This window comes from Stenotrophomonas terrae (assembly GCF_001431465.1).
Taxonomy (GTDB): Bacteria; Pseudomonadota; Gammaproteobacteria; order Xanthomonadales; family Xanthomonadaceae; genus Stenotrophomonas; species Stenotrophomonas terrae.
Genome location: NZ_LDJJ01000010.1, coordinates 56,707 through 72,374, shown reverse-complemented (window position 1 = coordinate 72,374; position 15,668 = coordinate 56,707). Strand labels below are relative to the sequence as shown.

Annotated in this window: 12 protein-coding genes; 3 read left to right on the top strand and 9 right to left on the bottom strand. The window is 62.9% G+C overall.

All coding sequences use genetic code 11. The annotated features are described in order from the left end of the window. Positions 1 to 23: 23 nt before the first annotated feature. Together ABB27_RS04245 and ABB27_RS19230 are read right to left on the bottom strand one after the other, a co-directional pair. On the bottom strand, positions 24 to 1,193 hold the full coding sequence (locus tag ABB27_RS04245) for a putative peptide maturation dehydrogenase (RefSeq protein WP_083491139.1): 1,170 nt from the start codon (positions 1,191 to 1,193) through the stop codon (positions 24 to 26). A 153-nt stretch (positions 1,194 to 1,346) separates the two neighbouring features. Continuing rightward, positions 1,347 to 1,658, bottom strand: a complete 312-nt coding sequence (locus tag ABB27_RS19230) for an NHLP-related RiPP peptide (RefSeq protein ID WP_083491138.1) — start codon at positions 1,656 to 1,658, stop codon at positions 1,347 to 1,349. 224 nt (positions 1,659 to 1,882) lie between these two features. On the opposite strand from ABB27_RS19230, the gene ABB27_RS04235 reads away from it, so the two are divergent. Then, entirely contained in the window at positions 1,883 to 2,176 is a 294-nt protein-coding gene (locus ABB27_RS04235) for an NHLP-related RiPP peptide (protein WP_057626985.1), read from the top strand. On the opposite strand, the gene ABB27_RS04230 is transcribed toward ABB27_RS04235, so the two are convergent. The 4 genes from ABB27_RS04230 to aceB all read right to left on the bottom strand — a co-directional run bounded on the left by ABB27_RS04230 (position 2,162) and on the right by aceB (position 8,912). Next, the gene (locus ABB27_RS04230; protein ID WP_057626984.1) at positions 2,162 to 4,675 is read right to left on the bottom strand and encodes a putative peptide modification system cyclase; all 2,514 of its coding nucleotides are present in this window, start codon (positions 4,673 to 4,675) and stop codon (positions 2,162 to 2,164) included. The two genes, ABB27_RS04235 and ABB27_RS04230, sit on opposite strands and share 15 nt — an antisense overlap. 31 nt (positions 4,676 to 4,706) lie before the next feature. Beyond that, the gene (locus tag ABB27_RS04225; protein WP_244479132.1) at positions 4,707 to 5,639 is read right to left on the bottom strand and encodes a GGDEF domain-containing protein; all 933 of its coding nucleotides are present in this window, start codon (positions 5,637 to 5,639) and stop codon (positions 4,707 to 4,709) included. Positions 5,640 to 5,895: 256 nt separating this feature from the next. Beyond that, on the bottom strand, positions 5,896 to 7,227 hold the full coding sequence (gene aceA, locus ABB27_RS04220) for an isocitrate lyase (RefSeq protein ID WP_057626983.1): 1,332 nt from the start codon (positions 7,225 to 7,227) through the stop codon (positions 5,896 to 5,898). Positions 7,228 to 7,268: 41 nt separating this feature from the next. Then, a complete protein-coding gene (gene aceB, locus ABB27_RS04215; RefSeq protein WP_057626982.1) occupies positions 7,269 to 8,912 on the bottom strand; it encodes a malate synthase A in 1,644 nt (547 codons plus the stop codon). 108 nt (positions 8,913 to 9,020) lie between these two features. On the opposite strand from aceB, the gene ABB27_RS04210 reads away from it, so the two are divergent. Beyond that, positions 9,021 to 9,989, top strand: coding sequence for a LysR family transcriptional regulator (locus tag ABB27_RS04210; RefSeq protein ID WP_057626981.1), 969 nt, complete (start codon positions 9,021 to 9,023; stop codon positions 9,987 to 9,989). A gap of 66 nt (positions 9,990 to 10,055) precedes the next feature. Beyond that, positions 10,056 to 10,964 (top strand): LysR family transcriptional regulator, encoded by a 909-nt coding sequence (locus tag ABB27_RS04205; RefSeq protein WP_057626980.1) that lies wholly within the window; start codon positions 10,056 to 10,058, stop codon positions 10,962 to 10,964. Between the two features lie 42 nt (positions 10,965 to 11,006). On the opposite strand, the gene ABB27_RS04200 is transcribed toward ABB27_RS04205, so the two are convergent. The 3 genes from ABB27_RS04200 to lldD form a co-directional block, all read right to left on the bottom strand. Then, positions 11,007 to 12,248, bottom strand: coding sequence for an MFS transporter (locus ABB27_RS04200; protein WP_057627044.1), 1,242 nt, complete (start codon positions 12,246 to 12,248; stop codon positions 11,007 to 11,009). 586 nt (positions 12,249 to 12,834) lie between these two features. After that, positions 12,835 to 14,532 carry a D-lactate dehydrogenase gene (gene dld / locus ABB27_RS04195; protein WP_057626979.1) on the bottom strand — a complete coding sequence of 566 codons (1,698 nt, stop codon included), beginning with the start codon at positions 14,530 to 14,532 and terminating at the stop codon, positions 12,835 to 12,837. Then, positions 14,529 to 15,668: an FMN-dependent L-lactate dehydrogenase LldD gene (gene lldD / locus ABB27_RS04190; RefSeq protein WP_057626978.1), complete on the bottom strand. Its 1,140-nt coding sequence runs from the start codon at positions 15,666 to 15,668 to the stop codon at positions 14,529 to 14,531. Before lldD ends, dld begins: the two co-directional genes overlap by 4 nt.

Here is a 15,668-nt window from a genome sequence, read left to right as displayed (position 1 = left end):
GTCAACAACGCGAGCACCCGCTATCAAGCAGCCGGCGCGCTCCTCCAGACATGCTGAGCAGGATCCAGTTCCGCCATGCTCATTACCGGGGCGCGCCAGCCGAATCCGCACGCAGCCAGAGTCCCTTGCTCCATCGGATCCAATGCCAGTGCCTGTTCCATCTCAACTTCGTTGATGGCAGCTGTCACAAACGCGCCCAAGCCGCGTTCGGTTGCCGCAGTATAAAAGGCTTGAGATATATGCCCAGCATCCAGGGTTACAGCGCGATAGGCCTTTACATGCCTGCGGTACTTCCAGAAGTTGCGCTCGAAGCGACACACCAGCACAACCATCACCGGGGCGTTGACAAACCAGTGCTGTCCAGCAAGCAGGCGCTGCGAGAAGCCATCCAGATCAGCCGGCTGCGCTGCAATCCGCGCGAGTTCGTGAGCAACTGCATGATAGTGATAGATGCCTGGCGCCAGTCCTTCGACATCACGGGCGATGATGTAAGCCTCCAAAGGATGCAAGCCTCCACCTGAGGGAACATTCTTTTTCAGGAACCGCGCGTCGTATCCGCTCTCAACCACCGCCTGGGCCATCAGTACGCTCTGCAGCATTTCTGCGAGCAAACTCAAAGATAGCGCGCGCGAACGGTCGAAGTTCCTACAGGTGACCCGCTGCGCCGGCAACATGCACACAGCATCATCAGGCAGACGCGGCAATGCGACAGCTCCAGGTTGCCTGGACGGCGCCTCTGGCGGTGGTGCGCCAAGCTTACGCACAAGATCCTGTGCGGTGAGCATCTGATTGCTTTCCATCTCACCGACGCTATCTATTCCATCCCACCTGGAGTGCCGGTAATGAATGGCTGATAGCGGCCACCAATGGTTGTTGCGGATGTGACGATCGGACTCGACTGCGCTATCGTCAGGCTCTTCATCCAACATCAACAACCCGAGTTCAACCAAGTGCGCTACCAGTGCACCGCGCTCTGGATCTTCCGGCATTGGCGCCCATTCCTCGGCACTGCTCTCAAGCAGCAACATACATGCTGGCAGCTCCAACGTGCATATAGCATCCAGATGTGCGGCATAGATACGAATACGACGCTCGTACTCGATACCATCGCCTCCGGATATCAGCGACTCCAATGAGAACACTGTCTGCTCTTCCGGAAGAACAGCGACTGCATGACAACGACGATACTTCATTGGTTCTCTTCTTTCGCTTCTTGCGTCTTTAACAACTTCAGCCAACGAAACACCTCGGTTCGCCAGCTCCAAACTGGATAGCGAACGCGGCATTCTGGCAAGTTGCTGCGACAAAGCAACACCGGACTACGCCCATGGTGCCGCCATCGGAACTCAGGCAACAGCTGCAAGCTTCCGCTCAGGCGCTCCATCAACGAAACAGAACGCGATCGAAAAGATGCTGCTTGACGTCAGAGACTCCATCATTCGATCTCTCGTACTGGAAAGCACTTCAATGGAAGCGATATTTCCCGGCATTGAACAGTGGCTTGTGGCGGCCGCTGCCTCTGGACTGATCCTCAGCATGGCTTCCGATGGACACCGTTGGAAAGTCTCGCGAAAACCCTCATCGGACGTCAACAGATCCATCAGCTTCGTCGCGTCGATAAAGCTCAGTGGTGACTTTCCCATCATGACCAGATGCATGCTCACTTTTCCTTCGCTTTGGATAGAGTGTCAAATCATTCAACTCGCATGAGTCGACCAGCGGCAACGCGTGACATACGCTCGAACACGGGCACCAAGCAGACTGGATTCAAACGCCCGGGCCCCACCTAAAGTTAGCCTCCATGCTGCCGCTACCAATCCGTTGTTAACGCAAGCCAGCCATCGTCATTCTTTGTGATATCACCATCAACCGAGGTCGCTCCATGACATCCAATGAAAAGAGCCCGCTTTCACACCTCGACGCGATCAAGCTCCTTGACTTACTGATCAGCGACGAAGACTTCCGCTCGCAGTTTGAACAGGATCCTGCAACCGCGTTGCTCAAGGTCAGCGCTGAGGCCGCTGAAGCCGGAAAACTGTGCAAAGTACCTGGCCGCCTGGCATCAGCAGAGAAGCTTTCTTCGACCAAACTTCTTATTGCATCCGAGCTGACCGAACGCGGCCTGTTCTATCAGCCTTACATGTTTGCGGCAGAGCCGAAGTCACCGCAGAATTGATTTTTCTGCCGTTGGCCGCAGGCATCCTCCGGCCAACGGCGTCCCCAGACTGTCCCTGACATTCAAAGCCTGCAAGGGCGCGGATCCTATCCACTCGGCATAGGCGCGCCCGCGATGTTTTTGCATCCAGGACGCTTCACGCTGTTGCCCACCCTTGTCCCCCGCATCGGCATATGCCTGAGCCAGCAAACTGTGCACCTGGAATAGCTCTTCGCCGTTGACCAAGGGCTGAAGCCGCGCGACAGCCCCTGCCGCGTCACCAGACATCCTCAGCTGATTGATTTCGACCAACTCAATAATTCGAAGTGCTGATGCGTCATTGGACTCTCGTGCAGCACGCTTCAGCAATGGCAGCTTCTCCGTGACATTGATACCGCTGCCCATGCGCTGGGCCGCGTAGATGGCAGCACCAGCGAGAAAACGCCGCCCGGAGGCATCTCCTGCATCTCCGTCACCACGTCCTTGTACGACACGATCAAGTATCCGCCCAACTTCCCTGCTTGAGGCACAGCTACCAGCTGCAGCCTTGGTCACCAAGCCGGCAACGTGCATGAAATCACACATGAAGGACGATCCTGGACAAGCCGCAGCTGCCGCTTCCGAAATGGATAACGCATCCGCATTCCGTCCCTGGTCCAAAGCAAGCGCAGCCGCATCCAACTTGAGCCCAGGATCCCCGGTTGGAAGCAAGCGCAGCACCTCGTGCGCGCCATTTTTGTCCCCGCTGGCCGCCATCGCGGTCACCAGATAGCGACTCATGCCAGCAGCTGGAAGCGCATCCGGGTCACGCAGCAGCAGCAGCGCCGCATCAACCTGGTCCTGCGCCAAACGGATCCGGCCCAACAACCGCAGAACGCCACCCCGCTGTCCACTTTGAGGAATATCAGCCCTGGAGGCGAACTTCGCAGCTTCTGTATAGCGCCCCAACAATAGTGCCGCAGCCGCGGCGTTGACGCTGGCGCCCTGATGATCCGGATACAGTTCAGCCAGCACTGCCCATGCCTGGAACGCCTCACTATCACTTCCCGAAAGCAGGTCGGCGCTCCATGCATCCATGTAAAGCGCCTCACGCGTCGTCAAACGGCTACGAAACTCCGCCGCCGACTCAAGCTCGTGGCGTGCCTCTTCGTATCTACCGAGATTGACCAGCGCGCGCATCTTGCCAAGACGCGCCATGGCGAAGCCACTATCGACGCGCGTCGCCACATCAAAGTACTGAATTGATTTTTCTGCCTCGCCGCTTGCATAGGCAGCTTGCGCGGCGGCATAGGCATGCAATGCGTCAAGATTGGCGGTAGCTACCTTTGGCAGCGGAGCGGAGGACTTCTCCACATCGGCAAGTGCCTCACCCAGACGACCACGCAGTTGCCCGATGACATCGTCCATCGATTGCAACACTGTGGACGTTCCAATGCCACTGGAATGCACCGTATAAACAACCCTGCCGGACTCGGGTTCAACCACGTCCACCGATACCTGCAGCTTTCCACTCGACTCGCGCACCACAGGTATCAGCACTGCACGCGCGCCCTCACGCACCGCAATACCGGATGCCGTCACTCGATCAATCGCGCTCCCCTCGGGCAACAGCATCCGGGTCAAGGTATCGCGCGCCTTGAGCTCGCTCAGGATGTTCACATAGCGCGATTGCTCCAGGCCGATACGAAACGCACGATTCAAGCCGTCACCCAGGAGCTGGTTATCGGTCAGATTATTGACGTCTCCCAACACCACCCAATCGCGCTCGGCAAAAGCGATCGCCGGCTCAGGGCGTACCAATATCCACGCCATCGCCCCCACCGCAACCACCAACAGCAACTCGGCGACCAGCGCCACCGGCCGCCGCCACAATGGCAGGCGTCGCCAGGCTTTGTTGGAACGCGCGGGCATGCGCAACGGTGCGTTGCCGGCTACGCCCACTTCGAACACTTCCTGCAGCGTCGGCAGGCCCTTGAAGTACCAGCGCCCGTGCGATTTCCATTGCAGGTGTGCACCGCGTTCGCCCAATTCTCGCTGGCTCGGACGCAACAAGGCTTCGGCAACCGCCGACAATAGAATCTGATTGGGTCGCGCCAGCGCCATCAAGCGGGCGGCAGTGGGCTTGGCCACGCCTTCCACATCCAGCGGTTTGGCGCCGGCCGCAACCGCATCCTCATCGTTGCGCCAGAACAACACATCGCCGACATGGATGCCGACCCGTGCCTGCAGCGGCAGCTCCCGTTGCTTGCCTATCTCCGCCAACGCGTCCAGGTAATCCAGGGCAAAACCAAGCCCCTGCGCAGGCACGTCAAACAGCAGGAACATGCCATCGGAGCGGTCGATCAACTGCCCCTTCCAGCGCTGCAGCAGCTGCAGTGCGCGCACGTCCAGGGTCCGGAACAGTTCAGCCGCTGCCGCATCGCCAATCCGCGCCGTCAGTGCCACCGAATCACAAAGATCGGTCAGCACCAGCGTCTTGAGCTGGCGATCGGATGAGAGCGCGTCAGTCTCGTTGGTCATGCACTACACCGGGCAAGCCGCGGTCATCGGATCAGCCCTGCCACCAATGCGCGCGATTGCCACCTTCGCGCTTGGCCTCGTACAGGGCCTGGTCGGCACGGGAATACGAATCGTTCCAGTGATGGTCTTCATTGATCAACACCATGCCGATGCTGAGTGAGCAGGCGCCCACCGTTGCGCCCGGGTAGGCGATCAGGTGGCGTACCGCTTCGAGCACGAAATCGGCAGTGCGCGGCAGGCTCTCGGCATCGGCGTCCATCAGCAGCACGCAGAACTCATCGCCACCCAGCCGGCAGGCGATATCGTCCTTGCCGGTCACCGAAGCCAAGATGCGGCCGAAGCACTGCAGCGCATGATCGCCAGCCAGGTGACCGTAAGAGTCGTTCAAACCCTTGAAGTCGTCGCAGTCGATCAGCAACAGGCCGCGCGGGCGGTGACCGGAACGGTGTGATTTCTGCAGGTAGGCGGTAAGCGCACGCCGGTTGCTGAGCCCGGTCAGGTCATCGCCATAGACCAGCTCACGGGTGTGGTGCAGCTCGTGGTTGGCGCTGTAGAGATTGCCGAGCGCGGTTTCCAGCTCGTGGTTGCGGCGACTGAGCTGGGCGATCAGGCGTTGTTCGCTGGACACCACCCGCGACAGGGTCCGGCGCAGGAAGAACACCACCATCGCCGGATCCTGGTCGATCAGGCGGTGGAAGTTGGCATGGGTGATTTCCAGCAGCACGCTGTCGCAGTTGGCGCGCGCATCACAGGAACGCGGGTGGCGCTCGATCAACAGGCCGAGCTCGCCAAAGAAGTCGTTGCAGCCCATGGGCTTGGGCGCCAGGCCGGCGCCGAAGTCCAGGCTGACGGTGCCACTGACAATGATGAACATCGAGCTGCCCAGATCGCCACGGCGGAACAGCACCTGGTCGGCCTGCAGCGTGCGGCGGACGCCGTACTGGGCAAACAGTGCAAATTCCACCGGTGACAATTGCGCACGCAGTACGGCCCCCCCGGCCGACGCAGCGGCGGGAAGTTCAGACTCCAGTGCCAGACCCCCTGTTCCCATGCCGCTCATTCCCTGCCTCATGGACTGCTCGTCATGGCAGACGAGTAATCTCACGAGCCTATCACCAAAATTAATGGTTTTGTGACCCACACAGGCATTTTTGGCTGGACCCGGGCGCAAAAAAGAAGGGGCTCGTAAGAGCCCCTTTGAAACGACCTTATAAGCGCCCTCAGGCAGCCTTTTCAGCCTGGAACTGCTCCTCCTCGGTGGAGCCGGTCAGCGCGGTCACACTGGACGCGCCGCCCTGGATCACCGTGGTCACATCGTCGAAGTAGCCCGCGCCCACTTCCTGCTGGTGCGAGACGAAGGTATAGCCCTTTTCACGGGCGGCGAATTCCGGTTCCTGCACCTGCTCCACGTAGTGGCGCATGCCCTCGCCGCGGGCGTAGTCGTGGGCGAACTTGAAGGTGTTGAACCAGTTGATGTGGATGCCCGCCAGGGTGATGAACTGGTACTTGTAGCCCAAGGCGGCCAGCTCGTCCTGGAACCTGGCGATGGTCTTGTCGTCCAGGTTCTTCTTCCAGTTGAACGAGGGCGAGCAGTTGTAGGACAGCAGCTTGCCGGGGCTGGCGGCATGCACGGCCTGGGCGAATTCGCGGGCGAAGCCCAGGTCCGGGGTGCCGGTTTCACACCACACCAGGTCGGCATGCGGGGCATAGGCCACGCCGCGGCTGATCGCCTGCTCCAAGCCGTTCTTGACCTTGTAGAAGCCTTCGGCGGTGCGCTGGCCGGTGATGAACGGGGTGTCGTTCGGGTCGAAGTCGCTGGTCAGCAGGTTGGCGGCTTCGGCGTCGGTACGGGCCAGCACGATGGTCGGCACACCCAGCACGTCGGCAGCCAGGCGCGCGGCCGACAGCTTCTGGATCGCCTCCTGGGTCGGCACCAGCACCTTGCCACCCATATGGCCGCATTTCTTCACCGCCGCCAGCTGGTCCTCGAAGTGCACCGCGGCGGCGCCGGCCACGATCATGTTCTTCATCAGCTCATAGGCGTTCAACACGCCGCCGAAGCCAGCCTCGCCATCGGCAACGATCGGCAGGAAGAAATCGATCGCGTCCTCGGCCTTGACCTTGCCGTCGATGATGTTCTTCCACTGGATTTCATCGGCGCGCTGGAAGGTGTTGTTGATGCGGCGGACCATGGTCGGCACCGAGTCGTAGGCATACAGCGACTGGTCCGGGTACATGGTTTCGGAGGTGTTGCCATCGGCCGCCACCTGCCAGCCGGACAGGTACACCGCTTCCAGCCCGGCCTTGGCCTGCTGCATGGCCTGGCCGGCGCTGATCGCACCGAAGGCGTTGACGTAGCCCTTCTTCGAGCTGCCATTGACCAGCTCCCACAGGCGCTCGGCGCCGCGCTTGGCCAGGGTATGTTCCGGCTGCACGCTGCCGCGCAGGCGCACCACGTCGGCGGCGCTGTAGGTGCGCTCCAAACCCTTCCAACGCGGGTTGCTGTCCCAGTCCTGCTGCAGGGCGTCGATCTGTTGCTGGTAGGTGCTCATCGTGTCGTCCTCGAAAGAAATAGTCGGTGCCAAGGGGAGGGTCAATCGATCTGCCGGTAGGCCGGCAAGGTCAGGAACTCGGCCAGCTCATCAGCGCGGCTGAGTTGGTCGAGCAGGCCAATGGCCTGGGTGATGCGGCCGCCACCTGGCAGCGCGGAGGTATCGCCCAGCCGCGTCGGCAGCGCGCGCAGGGTGGCTGCCAACAGGGCGAAATCGATCGCGGTGCCGTCGTCCAGGTGCTGGTTGCCGGCGTGCAGCCACTGCCAGATCTGGCTACGGCTGATCTCGGCGGTGGCGGCGTCTTCCATCAGGTTGTGGATGGGCACGCAGCCGTTACCGTCCAGCCAGGCGGCCAGGTAGCGCACGCAGACTTCAACGTTGTTCTCGAAGCCTGCGCGGGTGACGGTGCCGCTGCACGGCGCGATCAGGTCACCACGGCTGACCTGCACATCACGGCGCAGCACGTTGTGCTGGTTGGCACCGGGCATATGCTCGTCGAAGATCGCCCGCGCCACCGGGATCAGCGCCGGGTGCGCCACCCAGGTGCCGTCATGCCCGGCAGTGACTTCGCGCAGCTTGTCGGCGCGAACCCGCGCCATCGCCTGCTCATTGGCGGCGGCGTCGTTGTTGATCGGGATCTGCGCAGCCATGCCGCCCATCGCATGCGCACCGCGGCGGTGGCAGGTCTTGATCAGCAGCTCCGAGTACGCCTTCAGGAACGGCTGGGTCATGGTCACCTGGCCGCGCTCGGGCAACACCTTGTCGGCGTGCCGGCGGAAGGTCTTCAGGTAGGAAAAGATATAGTCCCAGCGGCCGCAGTTCAGGCCGACGATGCGCTCGCGCAGCGCATGCAGGATCTCGTCCATCTCGAACACCGCCGGCAGCGTCTCGATCAGCACGGTGACCTTGATCTGCCCATGCGGCAGGCCGAGCATGCCCTCGATATGCGACAGCGCAGTCTCCCACAGCGCCGCCTCTTCCATCGACTGCAGCTTGGGCAGGTAGAAGTACGGGCCGCGGTCCTTGTCCATCAGGGTCTGCGCGTTGTGGAAGGCGAACAGCGCCGCGTCGAACAGGCCACCGGCAATCGGCTGGCCATCGATCAGCACGTGCTTCTCGTCCAGATGCCAGCCACGCGGGCGCACGATCAGCACGGCCTGCTCGTCAGCCGGGCGCAGCGTGTAGTGCTTGCCCGGGCCCTTGGCGGTGGCCGGCGCGGTGAAGTCCAGGTCACCGCGCACCGCCGCCTTCATCGTCTGCTGGCCGGCCAGCACGTTGCGCCAGGTCGGCGAGGTCGAATCCTCGAAGTCGGCCATGAACACCTTGGCGCCGGAGTTCAGCGCGTTGATGACCATCTTCGGGTCGGTGGGGCCGGTGATCTCGACGCGGCGATCCTGCAGCGCGGCCGGAATCGGCGCCACGCTCCAGTCCTCTTCACGGATGGCGCGGGTATCGGTGCGGAAGTCCGGCAGGCCGCCCTGGTCGAAGAAGGCCTGCCGCTCGCGGCGGGCGGCCAAACGGGCCTGGCGACCCGGCTCGACCGCACGGTGCAGCGATACAAGCAGGCCCAGCACGCCGGCCGGCAGCAGCGCGGACTGGCCGGCAAGCTGGGTGGTCAGGGTGATGCCCGGGGTCGGGCGGGGGGCGGACTGCGGCGTAGCGACAGCGTGGGCGACGGCGGACATCGGAAGTTCCTGCGGGTGTCGGGGACTCCAACGTGCGGCCGCGGGATCTTATTTAACAAAACAGTTTTTGCAATGTTATCTATAAGTTGTGCTAATACTTGCCACATCATGCCCAGCAAACCGCCCGTAACCCCACGTTTTTCCTACAAGTCTGACCGGCTCAAGCCGCTGCGGGCGTTCCTGCAGACGGTGCGTCTGGGCTCGGTTTCGCGTGCGTCGGAGGCGCTTTTTGTCAGCCAACCGGCAGTGAGCCTGCAGCTGCAGGCGCTGGAACGGGAGCTGGGCGTGGTGCTTTTCGAGCGCAGCGGGCGCCGCCTGGTGCCCAGCCGCGAAGGCCAGTTGCTGTACGACATGGCCCAGCCACTGGTGGAAAGCCTGGACGGGCTGCTGCCGCGGTTCCGCGAGAAAGTCAGCGGGCTGGACGCAGGCGAGCTCAATATCGCCGCAAATTCGTCGACCATCCTGTATCTCCTGCCCAAGATCGTCGAAAACTTCCGCAAGCTGCATCCTGATGTGCGCCTGACCCTGCACAACGCTATCAGCGCCGACGGCACCGACCTGCTGCGCAGCGACGCCGCCGACCTGGCCATCGGCTCGATGATGGATGTGCCGGCCGACCTCAGCTACGCGCCGGTCTACCGCTTCGACCAGGTGCTGATCACCCCACCCGACCACCCGCTGGCCAAGAAGAAGAACCTGACGTTGGAGGATCTATCGCCGTGGCCGCTGATCCTGCCGCCGCGCCGGCAGATCACCTGGCGGCTGGTCGACCTGGTATTCCAGCAGCACCGCGTGCCCTACACCGTGGCGCTGGAAGTGGGCGGCTGGGAGGTGATCAAGCAATACGTTGCGATGGGCATGGGCATCAGCATCGTCACCGCGCTGTGCTTGAACGACAGTGACCGCGACAAGCTGGCCACGCGGGCGATGAGTGATTACTTTCCGGCGCGCAGCTACGGCGTGGTGGTGCGGCGAGGCAAGGTGCTGTCGCCGCAGGCGCGGGCGTTTGTCGAGCTGATCCAGCCGGACCTGTTCGCACCACGGCAGTATGACGATACCGGGCATTCGGAGCGCTAGACTTTGCATCGGCAACGGGCAGCACCGCAGTTGGTCGACACCACCGCAGCCGCCTAGACTGCCGTCATGTCTCTGGAACTCCGCCACCTGCGCTACTTCCTGGCCGTCGCCGATACCCTGCACTTCGGCCGCGCCGCCGAGCGCCTGGGCATGTCGCAGCCGCCACTCAGCCAGCAGATCCGGCAACTGGAAAGCCTGCTCGGCGCGCAGCTATTCGTGCGCAGCCACCGCCGCGTGCAGCTCACCCCCGCCGGTGAGGTACTGCTGGAGCAGGCCCGCGACATCCTGCAGCGCATGGACAAGGCCGTCGACACGGTGCAACGCGCACAACGCGGCGAGAGCGGCGAACTGCGCATTGGCCTGACCCGCGCCACCCCGCTGTCACCGCAGATTCCGCGCGCGATCTACGCCTACCGCCAACAACACCCGCAGGTGCAGATGCAGCTGCGCGAAATGAACAGCCTGCGCCAGATCGACGCCCTGCTGGCCGATGAGCTGGACGTTGGCATCATCCGCAAACGGGTACTGCCGGACGAACTGGTTGCCCAGCACCTGTTCGATGACCCGCTGGCCCTGGTGGTACATGCCAGTCACCCGGCACTGCGCGGCAAGGACCCGGCAACGGCGCGCCTGTCCTTGAAGCCGTTCGCGCTGGATCCCTTCGTCGGCTTCTCGCGCGACTCGGGCGCGGGCATCCATGACCATGTGATCAGCCTCTGCCGCAACGCCGGCTTCAACCCGCGCATCGTGCAGGAGGCCGGCGAGTCCTCGACCCTGATCAGCCTGGTCGCAGCCGGCCTGGGTGTCTGCGTGCTGCCTTCCTCGTGCAGCCATATCCAGGTTGATGGCGCATGTTTTGTCGCCCTGGCCGACCGCGGCGCTGCATCGGAGATTCAACTTGCCTGGCGACGCGAGGCGGTGACGCCGCTGTTGCGGCAGTTCATTGCGTTGTTGAAGCGGGAAGTGGGCGGTTGAGGGCCAGGGCAACAGCAAGGACTAACGACAACAGCCAGGTGCTCAGCCCTTCGCCTCCAGCAGCTCCGAACGCGCACCCCCTTCCAGCAGATGCCACAAACGCCAAGCCGCAGCCAACCCACCCAACGTCAGCAGCAGGCAGAAAACACAAACTCCCGCCCAGCCCCAATGCGTATAGAACACCCCGCCTGCGGCGCCGAGCACGCTGGAACCCAGGTAATACGAAAACAGATACAAGGCCGAGGCTTCCGCACGCAGCGCGCCAGCACGTACACCCACCCAACTGCTGGCCACCGAATGGCCGCCGAAGAATCCAAACGTTGCCAGCGCGATACCCGCCGCCATCGCCGGCAACCACGGCATCGTCAGCAAGACGATGCCCGCCAGCACCAAGCCGAATGACAGCGCCAATACCGGCCCGCGCCCCACCCGCCCGGCCAACTGCCCCATCCACGCCGAGCTGACACTGCCCACCAGGTAGACGCTGAAAATCAATCCCACCACGGTCTGGCTCAGCCCATACGGCGGCGCCAACAGGTGATAGCCAAGATAGTTGTAGAGCGTCACGAACACGCCCAACAGCAGGAAGCCGCAGGCAAACAGCCAGGGCAGCGCTGCATCGGCAAACACGCCGGCAAAGCGCGCCGGCATCTGCATAGGCTCGGCACGCTGTGCACGGAAGTGACGCGAGGCGGGCAGCTGGGTCCACAGTGCAAGCGTCGCCAACAACGCGATCACGCCGACCGCGGCAATGCCCGCACGCCAGCCCCAATGATCGGCCACCACCCCGGCAATCAAACGCCCACTCATGCCGCCGACCGCATTGCCGCCGATATACAAACCCATGGCCAGGCCCAGCGAACGGCTGTCCATCTCCTCGACCAGCCAGGTCATCGCCACCGCCGGCACGCCACTCAGGCTCAGGCCCAGCAAGGTGCGCAGCACCAGCAGCGTGCTCCAGTCATCGACCAGGGCGATGGCCAGCGTCAGCAACGCCGAACTCAACAGCGAAACCACCATCACCGGGCGCCGCCCCACCCGGTCGGAAACCATGCCCGCGACCAGCATCGCAACCGCCAACACGCCCGTGCTGACCGATAGCGCCAGCGCGCTGTTGCCGGCACTGATACCGAAGTGGCTGCTGAAGCCCGGCAGCAAAGGCTGCACGCAATACAACACACCGAACGTAGCGAAGCCGGCCATGAACAGCGCCAGCACGGCACGCCGGAATTCGGGGCTGCCTTGGCGGATGTGGGCTTGTTCGCTTATCGCGCTTGGCGGCATGACCGGCGCAAGGGATTCATTGCAGGCCGGTGTGTTGTTCGGTTCGCGTTGCATTGCATCTGGGCCTGCGTTGGCGGGCCGCTTGAGTGGAGATGCGGGAAAGCTTGAACCTGCGGAACGAGTCGATCCATAACCTGCTGTGTACTGATTGATACTTTGAATGTATCGATTCGGCGGGTAAGGAGAGCGCTGCCGGAAGAACCTGCATGGAACTGCACAGCCGCCGCAGTCAAGCAGCGGGGCGAGAAGCATCCCTTCTCCCGCCTGCGGGGTTAAGAACAGTCGTTTACGAGCTGAAAGCTCGTGGCTGTTCGTACGCCACGCGCACTGCGCGGGGCCGGGGTGCGGAGCGAGGTACCCGAAGGGCGGACGAGGGGAGCTTTGGCTTTTGGTTTCTTGCTTTGGCTTTTGGCTCTTTTAGCTAGAAGCTTCCCCTCACCCCAGCCCCTCTCCCGCAAGCGGGAGAGGGGCTTTAGCAAAAGCCTGAGCAAAAGCCCGAGCAAAAACCTGAGCAAAAGCTTGAGCAAGGCAAGAGCAAGAACAAAAGCCTCAGCCTGATCAAAAGCCTCAGCAGGCGCTTTGCGCCTCAGCAATCACAACCCTTCCAACCCGGCTGCTTGCTGGTCTGGCCAATGCCGGGATTGAAGGTATTACTGGGGTCCAACTGCTGGTAGAACTGCGCCAGCGCCGGCTTGGCCGGGTACAGATGGCCAACATTGTGCTCGGCCGGGTATTCGGCGCCACGCGCATCCAGCAGCTCCCACATGGCATGCTCGATCGCCATCGGGTCTTCGCCCTTGCGGGCGATGTAGTCCTGGTGAAAAACATGGCACAGGAAGTGGCCGTAATAGAGCTTGTGCAACAACCGCGCATCCAGTTCGGTGGGCAGCTGCTCGAACCAATCACGGTCATCGCGCCGCAGCGCGATATCCAGGGCGACGATGTCCTGCAACTGTGCGCGGTGTACTTCGCGGTAACGCACCGCCGCACCGGCAACCGCAAAGCGGTGCAGGAAGGCCTTGCGGCCTTCGTCCGGTGTGCAATGGAAATAGCCGCCCTCGTGCTCGGCGAAGAAGCCACGCAACCAGCTTTCGGTTGCCGCGGCATCCTGCGCCGATACCTTCACCAGCAGATGATGCTCATAACGCTGGCGGAACTCACCCATGCGCTTGGGCAGATGCGCAGGCAACAAGCCGGTCAGCAGCTGCAGTGCATGGTCGGTGACCGCACGCAGGCCCAGCCGTTCGAACCAGCCATCGACCCTGCTCTTGAGCGCAAACGCCGCCGGCACCCGCGCGGTGCCCAGCTTGTCGATCAGCAGGAAGGTATCCTTGCCGTAGCGCTCGCCTATGTCATAGGCAACCCGGTGAATGTATTCGCCGGAAATCGGCAGCCGCTCGAAGCCGGTCAGCAGCTGCCGGCGAATGGCGGTGAGGCTGTCGGTGCGGTTGCTGCCGATATAGAAAACCTCGGCCGCTTCCTTGGCAAAGGTATCCAGACGCACCGCGAACACCGCCAGCTTGCCGGCCGAACCAGCCGCTTCATAGTGGCGGCTGGGATCGGCGTTGAAGCGCGCCGGCGTTGCCGCATCCACCTGCCGCACCTGTTCGGCGTAGCGCGGATCGGAGCCCGCACGTTGCCCATCAACCTGCACATCGGCGGCCGTGTAGTCGCCTGCCTGCAGGCGCTGCAGGATTTCCTCCGGCGTATCGCCCAGGGCGATGCCGAGATGATTGACCAGCTGCAGCTCACCGTGCGCGTCGACCTGCGCATACAGCGCCATCTCGGTATAGGCCGGGCCGCGCCGCACCAGCGAGCCGCCGGAGTTGTTGCACACGCCTCCTAGCACCGAGGCGCCAATGCAGGAGGAGCCAATCACCGAATGCGGCTCCCGCCCCAACGGCGCCAGGGTCTGCTCCAGCCGATCCAGGGTTGCGCCAGGCAGGCACAACACCTGCCTCCCTTCATCAAGCAGCTGCACGCCGCTCAGCCGCAAGGTGCTGATCAATACAATCGGCCGGCCGTAGTCGTCACCGTCCGGCGTGGAGCCGCCGGTCAGGCCGGTATTGGCTGCCTGCAGGATGATCGCCGCCCCGCCCTGCACGGCAGCCTGCAATGCCTGCCACATCTGCAGCAGGCTGCCCGGCCGCACCACCGCCAGCACCGCGCCATCACCGAAGCGATAGCCCTTGCGGAAACGTCGCGTCGCCTTGTCGCCGGTCAGTACCTGCGCATCGCCAACGGCGGCGCGCAACTGCGTCAACAGCGTTTCATTCGTACTCATGCCAGATTGACCAGCGAGTCCCGGCTGATATCGGCAATGCGGCGTGCGCCGGTCAGTGTCATCGCCACGCGCATTTCCTTGGCGATCAGGTCGAGCAGATTGGCAACACCGGCCTCGCCCTGGGCGGCAAGCGCATAGACAAAGGCGCGGCCCAGCAGCACGCTGTCGGCGCCCAGCGCCAGCATACGCACCACGTCCAGGCCATTGCGGATGCCGGAGTCGGCCAGGATTTTCAGATCGCCCTGCACCGCGTCGGCAATGGCCGGCAAGGCGCGCGCGGTGGACAGCACGCCATCGAGCTGGCGACCACCATGGTTGGACACCACGATGCCATCGGCACCAAAGCGCACTGCATCGCGGGCGTCATCTGGATCGAGGATGCCCTTGATCACCATCGGGCCCTTCCAGAATTCGCGGATCCACTCAAGGTCCTTCCACGAAATCGACGGATCGAAGTTGCTGCCCAGCCAACCGATGTAGTCCTCCAAGCCGGTTGGGCTGCCGCGATAGGCGGAGATATTGCCCAGGTCGTGCGGGCGCCCACGCAAGCCCACATCCCAGGCCCAGCGCGGATGGGTCATGGCCTGACCAATACGGCGCATGCCGGCATTCGGACCGCTCATGCCCGAATGCGCATCGCGATAGCGCGCGCCCGGCACCGGCATGTCGACGGTGAACACCAGGGTGGTGACGCCGGCTGCCTGCGCGCGCTCCAGCGCGTTGCGCATGAAGCCACGGTCGCGCAATACATACAGCTGGAACCACATCGGCCGCTTGATCGCCGGTGCTACTTCCTCGATCGGGCACACCGAAACGGTCGACAGCGTGAACGGAATGCCGCGGCTGTCAGCCGCACGCGCGGCCTGCACTTCGCCGCGGCGCGCATACATGCCGGTCAGGCCGACCGGTGCCAGTGCCACCGGCATGGCCAGCTTTTCGCCGAACAACTCGGTTTCCAGACTGAGATCGGACATGTTGCGCAGGATGCGCTGGCGCAGCGCGATGTCGGACAGGTCGGAAACATTATGTTTGAGCGTGTGTTCGGCATACGCGCCGCCATCGATGTAGTGGAACAGGAACGGCGGCAGACGACGCTGCGCGGCCGCACGGTAATCGGTGGAGGCGGAGATGATCAT